The sequence below is a fragment of the Pseudoalteromonas sp. MQS005 genome, from assembly GCF_001661605.1.
Taxonomy (GTDB): Bacteria; Pseudomonadota; Gammaproteobacteria; order Enterobacterales; family Alteromonadaceae; genus Pseudoalteromonas; species Pseudoalteromonas tetraodonis.
The window spans coordinates 1-6,725 of sequence record NZ_LYRQ01000096.1 but is presented as its reverse complement, the minus strand read 5'-3'; the positions used below and the strand labels follow the sequence as shown (position 1 = coordinate 6,725).

General features: G+C 39.3%; 6 protein-coding genes. 1 reads left to right on the top strand and 5 read right to left on the bottom strand.

The window, feature by feature from the left end:
- Window positions 1–215 precede the first annotated feature (215 nt).
- Complete coding sequence (locus A9479_RS19210; protein WP_064664297.1) at window positions 216–1,391, bottom strand: multidrug effflux MFS transporter; 1,176 nt, start codon at window positions 1,389–1,391, stop codon at window positions 216–218.
- A 184-nt stretch (window positions 1,392–1,575) separates the two neighbouring features.
- On the opposite strand from A9479_RS19210, the gene A9479_RS19205 reads away from it, so the two are divergent.
- Window positions 1,576–2,049, top strand: a complete 474-nt coding sequence (locus tag A9479_RS19205; RefSeq protein WP_016899426.1) for a hotdog fold domain-containing protein — start codon at window positions 1,576–1,578, stop codon at window positions 2,047–2,049.
- A 76-nt stretch (window positions 2,050–2,125) separates the two neighbouring features.
- Here A9479_RS19205 and A9479_RS19200 read toward each other — a convergent pair whose 3' ends face one another.
- From A9479_RS19200 to hppD, 4 genes are all read right to left on the bottom strand, one after another.
- Window positions 2,126–2,608 (bottom strand): polymer-forming cytoskeletal protein, encoded by a 483-nt coding sequence (locus A9479_RS19200; protein WP_013464451.1) that lies wholly within the window; start codon window positions 2,606–2,608, stop codon window positions 2,126–2,128.
- Window positions 2,598–3,761: a M23 family metallopeptidase gene (locus tag A9479_RS19195; RefSeq protein WP_016899427.1), complete on the bottom strand. Its 1,164-nt coding sequence runs from the start codon at window positions 3,759–3,761 to the stop codon at window positions 2,598–2,600. Before A9479_RS19195 ends, A9479_RS19200 begins: the two co-directional genes overlap by 11 nt.
- 142 nt (window positions 3,762–3,903) lie before the next feature.
- The gene (gene fahA / locus A9479_RS19190; protein ID WP_028835398.1) at window positions 3,904–5,217 is read right to left on the bottom strand and encodes a fumarylacetoacetase; all 1,314 of its coding nucleotides are present in this window, start codon (window positions 5,215–5,217) and stop codon (window positions 3,904–3,906) included.
- 197 nt (window positions 5,218–5,414) lie between these two features.
- Window positions 5,415–6,461: a 4-hydroxyphenylpyruvate dioxygenase gene (hppD, locus tag A9479_RS19185; RefSeq protein WP_016899429.1), complete on the bottom strand. Its 1,047-nt coding sequence runs from the start codon at window positions 6,459–6,461 to the stop codon at window positions 5,415–5,417.
- Between the last annotated feature and the right edge of the window lie 264 nt (window positions 6,462–6,725).

Here is a 6,725-nt window from a genome sequence, read left to right as displayed (position 1 = left end):
CCTAGAATTAATTGGTTAACTTTCTGTTAACTTAAGCCGGCATTAAAATAATAAAAAGCAAAAAACAAGGTATTTTATCTACAAAAACAAAATTGTTTAACTAAAAATTAATCATTTTCAAACAAAAAATATATACTTTGTTTGGATTAGGGGCGGCTAATCAAGTAGCACCTGAATTAGCCAAAATGAGAGAAGTATTGAAAATGCGTTAGTGGCTAAGCATATTTAGCATAACGAAACAGTAAATAACAAAATGGAATTAATAATAGAAAGTGCGTACCAATAAGCTCTGGGGTTGATAAGTTTAAGTATTGAGTAATAAAAACCAATAAGCTTGCTCCACTCATTTGCATTGCTCCCAAAAGAGCAGAGGCGGTGCCTGCTTGTTTAGGAAATAAACTCAAAGCACGCCCAGCGGCAGACCCAAGCGTCAAGGCAAAACCAAATGCTGCAATGAACATAGGGATCATTAATGCCAATGGCGTTTTATATTGGCTTAATAACAACATAAGTAAGCCGGCACTCACTAGCACTAAAAGGCCTATTTTTAAAGCTCTTTTAGGTTGGCGTTTAATGTAAATAGGCATAATAAAACTAGCAAGAATACTAAGCACTGCATTGAGCGAGAACCAAAAGGTAAAGTCGGCTACGCTGCCACCTAATTCAGTAATGAGCCAACCGGGAGCCAGTGTTACAAACACCAATATGGCTGACATAGTGACCATACATAACAAGCTATTAAATAAAAATAATGGAGTTGAAATGATGGGGAAAAAGCGTCTTAAATCTAAAATATGCCCCTGGTAATGACTGTCTGCTGGTCGTGTTTCCCTAAACAAGAACAAAGTGACAATAAACCCCAGTAATGCAAAACCGGTTAAAAATAGAAAGTTCATTTGCCAACCAAACTGTACGGTTAGCCAAGCACCTAAAATGGGCGCTAATGCTGGAATAAAGCAAACTATACCGTTTAGATAGGTAATTATTTGGCCACTGCGTTCACTACCAAACTTATCTCTTACTATTGCAAAAGCGACAACAAAGGTAGCGCACGCGCCTAACCCTTGAATAGCACGAGCAAACATCAGTACTAAAAAGCTAGGAGCATAATATGCACCCAATGCCGCCAGTCCATACAAAGCGACCCCAGTTAAGGCGACGGGCTTTCTGCCAAAACGATCAGCGAGTGGACCTGCAATTAACTGCCCCAAACCAACAGTAAGCATAAAAATAGCCACCGTTTGCTGTACTTGCTTTTCGCTCACTGAGAATTGCTCTGCGATAGTGGGAAAGGCAGGCAGGTAAATATCAATGCCCATCGGACAAAAAATGACGAGTAACGCTAATGTAAGTAATAAAGTAAAATTGGGTTTAGCGGGCTGTGTATGCATCAGGTCTCCTTTTGTCGGTATTTTAAGTGGCGACTGATGAAAAAGAAAGGGCTTATGGCCGATGTATCAGCCAAGTTACCTACTTTTAACCTTATTATGATTATTTTTGTTTAAGTATCACACTTCTTTAAACTGATCCGATGTGTTAATTTGCTTTTTAAGCAAAGACAATGGAAAAATAATAATGAGTAATGAGTCTGCATTAATTAAAACATGGCATAAATTTAAAAAGTGGCCATGCGGTAACTGGCTTTTCAGTAAAGCCGTGTGTTTCAAGGCACCTTATTTTGGCTCTATGAAACCCACTATTTTAGATTTAAAAGCAGGGCACTGTAGTGCTGTGGTTAAAAACACACGCCGTGTACATAATCACATTGGAACAATTCATGCGATTGCTCAATGTAATTTGGCTGAGCTGTGTGCGGGAGTGATGGTGGATGCGACGGTACCGTATAAAACACACCGTTGGATACCTAAAGGTATGACAGTACAATATTTAGCTAAAGTAGACACAGACGTTACCGCGATTGCTGAAATTGAGTTGCCTCATCAATGGATTGATAAAGAAGATTTAGTGGTGCCGGTAAAGCTTTATAATACCCGAAATGAGTTGGTGTTTACTGCAGATATAACCATGTACATCACAAAGAAGAAGTAATTGCTAAATTATATTTTTATATAAAGTATTAAAAACAATGGTTTAGTTTATTGACTAAACCATTTTTTGTTCAGGTTTAACTTTTTGCAGTAGACGACTTGTTTACAAACGAAAGGCCACTGTCTTCATTGTCAACAATGGCTTTTACATCGTTAACTGGTTTTGGTTTATCTTTAGCATGCTCAATGACTTCTTTTTCAAAGCGCTGCTTTAAACTACCTTCAATAATCGCACCGGCTTCTATGCTTAGTGTGTCATGAAAAATATCGCCAAGGACATGGGCATTATTTTCGATCTTCACTTCGCTTGCATTTAAAGAGCCTATGATTTTACCTTTAACAACAACGCTGCTAGCCTCAACAACGCCTTCAACAACACCGGAGGAGCCGATAACTAAATGCTCAGCTTTAATATCACCGTCAATACGTCCATCGAGTTGCACTTCACCTTGGCTAACTAAAGAGCCCGTAATACGCACATCGTTAGAAATAATTGAGGGAGTATGACTCACTCGCTTGATTGATGAGTCCGTTTTTGCTTGTTTATTTTTACCAAACACGAGAAAGCGCCTTTGTTATTTTTAGTGGATTGACATGCTTGTCGTCTATTAATACTTCATAGTGTAAATGAGTACTTGTACTTCTTCCGGTACTGCCCATTAAACCAATGACATCGTGCTTTGCAACAACTTGGCCTTTTTTAACATTAACTTTGTTTAAGTGACCAAAGCGCGTTACAACGCCATTTTTATGTTCTAATTCAATAAAGTTACCATAACCACCATTGCGGCCAGCTCGGCGTACCGTTGCATCGGCAGGGGCAAAAATTTCTGTTTTATGCCAGCCAGCTAAATCAACGCCTTTATGAAATGCGCGTCTTTTATTCATGGGATCTTTTCGAAGCCCAAAGTTGCTCGAAATATAATATTTTGCGGCAGGTAAGGGTAATGTGTTCGGCAAGGCGGTTAAAAAGTTTTCTAGCTGATTTAAAACAAGCAACTTATCGGCAATTGCTAAAAATGTATTGGGTATTTTACTTTCATCAAGTATGTCCAGCGGGCCACCTTGCGCCGTTGTTTGTGCCGCTAAGGCGAGGTGCTGTGCAAGTGCATTTTCAAGACCTGTGTCTTGCAATATCTCTAAAATAGCGTCGTGGCGTTGATTAATTTGCGCAGCTAATAAGGTAAAATTAGTATCGTATTGTTCATTTAGTAAAGTATAGCGCTGCTCAAAACTGGTGGCGCTATTATGGGCATGTTTGTTTTGTGACTTGTCATCTTCGAGCGGCTCATGGAATTCGCTCTCACTCTCATTTATAGGGGAGGAGTCAAGCTCACCCTCTAATTTAATGGCGTCTTTGCTAATAGAAGCAGGCAATGATTCAATCATACCTTGTAATAAAGCTTGTTTTTGTTCTAGTTCAGCTAACTGTTCTTGTTGTAATGCATAGCGTTGCTGCTGCTGCTTTACTTTTTGTTGCCACTGCGCTTGCTTATCAAGTTGAGTTTGTTCGATATGAGATATTTGGTGTGTTTGCATATACACACGAATACTAGAGACACTCATCCACACAATAGCGGTGATAATAATAGCGAGTACAGAAACTTGTAACCATGGTGCCAAAACCACATGCTTTACTTCGCCATTTTGGCGAATAAGCAGCTGGCGAGCTGGGAAGTTTTTATGAAAAAAAGATTTTATGAATACAGACATGTCACATATTTACTGGCTATTAACGGATTCAAGATAGCAATTTCAACTAAAAAAGCCAGAAAAAAATTGTAACTATGGCTTAATTAATAAAAAAGGGCGGCTTATTCGGCCACCCTTTTTTACTAGTTTATTGATTTTACAATTATTTTGCTGGCAATACCGTACTCTCCACGCAGCCGAAGCCAATACGTGCAAAACCTTCTTTTTCACACCAGCCACGCATTATCACGTTGTCGCCGTCTTCTAAGAAGCTACGCTGTTCGCCGTTGCTTAAGGTAATTTTTTCTTTACCACCACGAGAAAGCTCAAGTAATGAACCGGCTTCTTCATGAGTTGGGCCTGATTGCGTTCCAGAGCCCAGCATGTCGCCTGGCATAAAGTTACAACCGTTTACCGTATGGTGAGTCACCATTTGTGCCACAGTCCAGTAAGAATGCTTAAAGCTAGATTTAGACACTTGTGTTGGATTGTAGCCTTCATCACGCATTTTTTGTGTTTGAATTTTAACATCCATTTGAATATCAAATGCGCCTTGATCACGGTTAGCCGTTGATTCTAAATATTCCAATGGTTGCGGATCATTTTCATCACGCGTCCAGCTTGTTCTAAATGGTGCAAGTGCTTCGGTAGTTACAATCCATGGTGACACGGTTGATGCAAAGTTTTTTGCTAAAAATGGACCAAGCGGTTGGTATTCCCATGCTTGTAAATCACGTGCTGACCAATCGTTGAAAACACAAAAGCCAAACACATGTTTTTCAGCATTTTCAATGGCAATAGCATCACCCAGCTCATTACCCTTACCCAAGTAAATACCCAGTTCAAGCTCGTAATCAAGACGCTTACACGGACCAAATGAAGGTACTTCTGCGTCTGGCGCTTTAGTTTGTCCTTTAGGGCGATGGAACTGCTGACCAGATACGCCAATAGATGACGAACGACCGTGATAACCAATCGGTACCCACTTGTAATTCGGTAGCAGTGGGTTATCAGGGCGGAATAAACTACCTACGGCCGTAGCATGATAAATCGAGGTGTAAAAGTCGGTGTAATCGCCAATGCGACACGGCAGAGCAAATTCAATCTCGCTTTGCGCAATAAGTGCGTGTGTAAGTTGTTCTTGATGCTCAGAACCTTCACGTAATGCTTTCGATAATGCTAAACGTAGGGCTGACCAATATTGCTCACCCAGACCCATAAACTCATTTAGTGTAGGTTTACTTGCTGCAGCAATGGCGACTTGAGCATCGCCACTAAAAATAGCGAGTTCATTTACTTTTGCTAAATCAATAACCTGATCGCCAATGGCAACCGCGCCTCGGAAAGCTTCGTTGCTATTTTTGCGACGTACTTCGGCAAAAGGTAGATTTTGGATAGGGAAGTCACATTGTGCATCATTTGCTGATGCAACCCAGCTAGTTAAATTTATATCATGGGTTTCGTTAATTAAACTCATTACATTTCCTTTGGTTTAGTTGGTCGCGCATATCAATTTATTAGATAAGAACATAGCACCAGCAAATTTTAAATATCTACTAGTTATATGGTGATGAAAAGCGCGATTTAAACACGCAAAGAGAGATAAGCTCTCTTAGTTACGATTAAACGACAAAAAGCAGCGAAATACGCTGCTTTTTAGAGTCATAATTTTAATTATAAAACGCCGCGGCGTTCTTGATCTCGCTCGATTGATTCGAACAGCGCTTGGAAGTTACCTTCACCAAAGCCACCATCGTCAACACGTTGAATCATCTCAATGAAGATAGGGCCAAATAAGTTTTTAGAGAAAATTTGCAATAAGTAGCAATCTTCGCTTTGGCTATCAACCAGGATTTGATGCTCACGAATCTTTTCTTTGTCTTCTTTAACCCATGGTACACGGTCAAAAATAGTATCGTAGTACTCAGGGATAATATCTAAAGTGGCGATAGTTGATTTATCTAACTTATCAAGTGAGCTCACTAAGTCATCAGTTAAAAAGGCTAAATGCTGTACACCTGGGCCATTGTATTCGCCTAGGTATTCATCAATTTGGTTATTGTCGTTACCTTTACCTTCATTGATTGGAATAGAGAAAGTGCCACAAGGTGATTTTAATGCATAAGAGAGTAAGGCTGTTTTTTGGCCTTTAATATCAAAGTAGCGCACTTCGGTAAAACCAAACACGTCTTTATAAAAGTTAGCCCATGTTTCCATTGTGCCTTTATAAACGTTGTTAGTTAAGTGGTCTATACGTAAGAACCCTTTATCATTAACGACGTTTTGCTCAGCTAAATCTTCAAAGTCGTTTGCGTAGATAGAGCCTTTATCGCCAAACTGTTCAATAAAGTATATTAAGCTGTCGCCAATGCCGTAAATGGCAGGGTACGGTAAGTCTTTATTTGCTGCATCAGTAGCAGGCTTAGCGCCACGCTCAACCGCTGCTTCAAACGCCGCTTGAGCGTTCTCTACGCGCCAACCCATAGAACAAATTGCTGGGCCATGATTTTTAGCAAATTCAGCTGAAAAACCATCGCGTTCATTATTTAGTAAAAAATGAATATCGTTTTGGTTGTAATAAACAATGTCTTTACCTTTGAATTTTTTTAACTTTGAAAAACCAAAATCGGTAAACACTTTATCCATGTAATCGGCATCGGGTGTTGCGTACTCGGTAAATTCAATACCAACCAAACCTAAAGGGTTATTTACTTCACTCATTATAATTACTCCCGCAATTAAGCACTGCGATTATTAGTTATCGTATTGCCTGCATGATTAACCAGATTGGGGTTTTGGGGAAGAGGGTGTTGTTATTTAGTAAATAGCGCGTGTGTAAATTTTACGAGACGGTTATCAAAGTATGTTATTTATTTACATACGAGCAGGTGAAAGTAAAAATTAGGTAGCGAGATGAAAGTGCAGGTTTTCTTTTTAAGTTGTTGATTATTAAAATTTTAATTTAATTTAATTATATGTGTTTTT

Excerpts from the sequence above, each read along its gene's own strand:
- A9479_RS19210 (WP_064664297.1), bottom strand. The coding sequence starts at position 1,391 with ATGCATACACAGCCCGCTAAACCCAATTTTACTTTATTACTTACATTA.
- A9479_RS19205 (WP_016899426.1), top strand. The coding sequence starts at position 1,576 with ATGAGTAATGAGTCTGCATTAATTAAAACATGGCATAAATTTAAAAAG.
- A9479_RS19195 (WP_016899427.1), bottom strand. The coding sequence starts at position 3,761 with ATGTCTGTATTCATAAAATCTTTTTTTCATAAAAACTTCCCAGCTCGC.
- fahA (WP_028835398.1), bottom strand. The coding sequence starts at position 5,217 with ATGAGTTTAATTAACGAAACCCATGATATAAATTTAACTAGCTGGGTT.
- hppD (WP_016899429.1), bottom strand. The coding sequence starts at position 6,461 with ATGAGTGAAGTAAATAACCCTTTAGGTTTGGTTGGTATTGAATTTACC.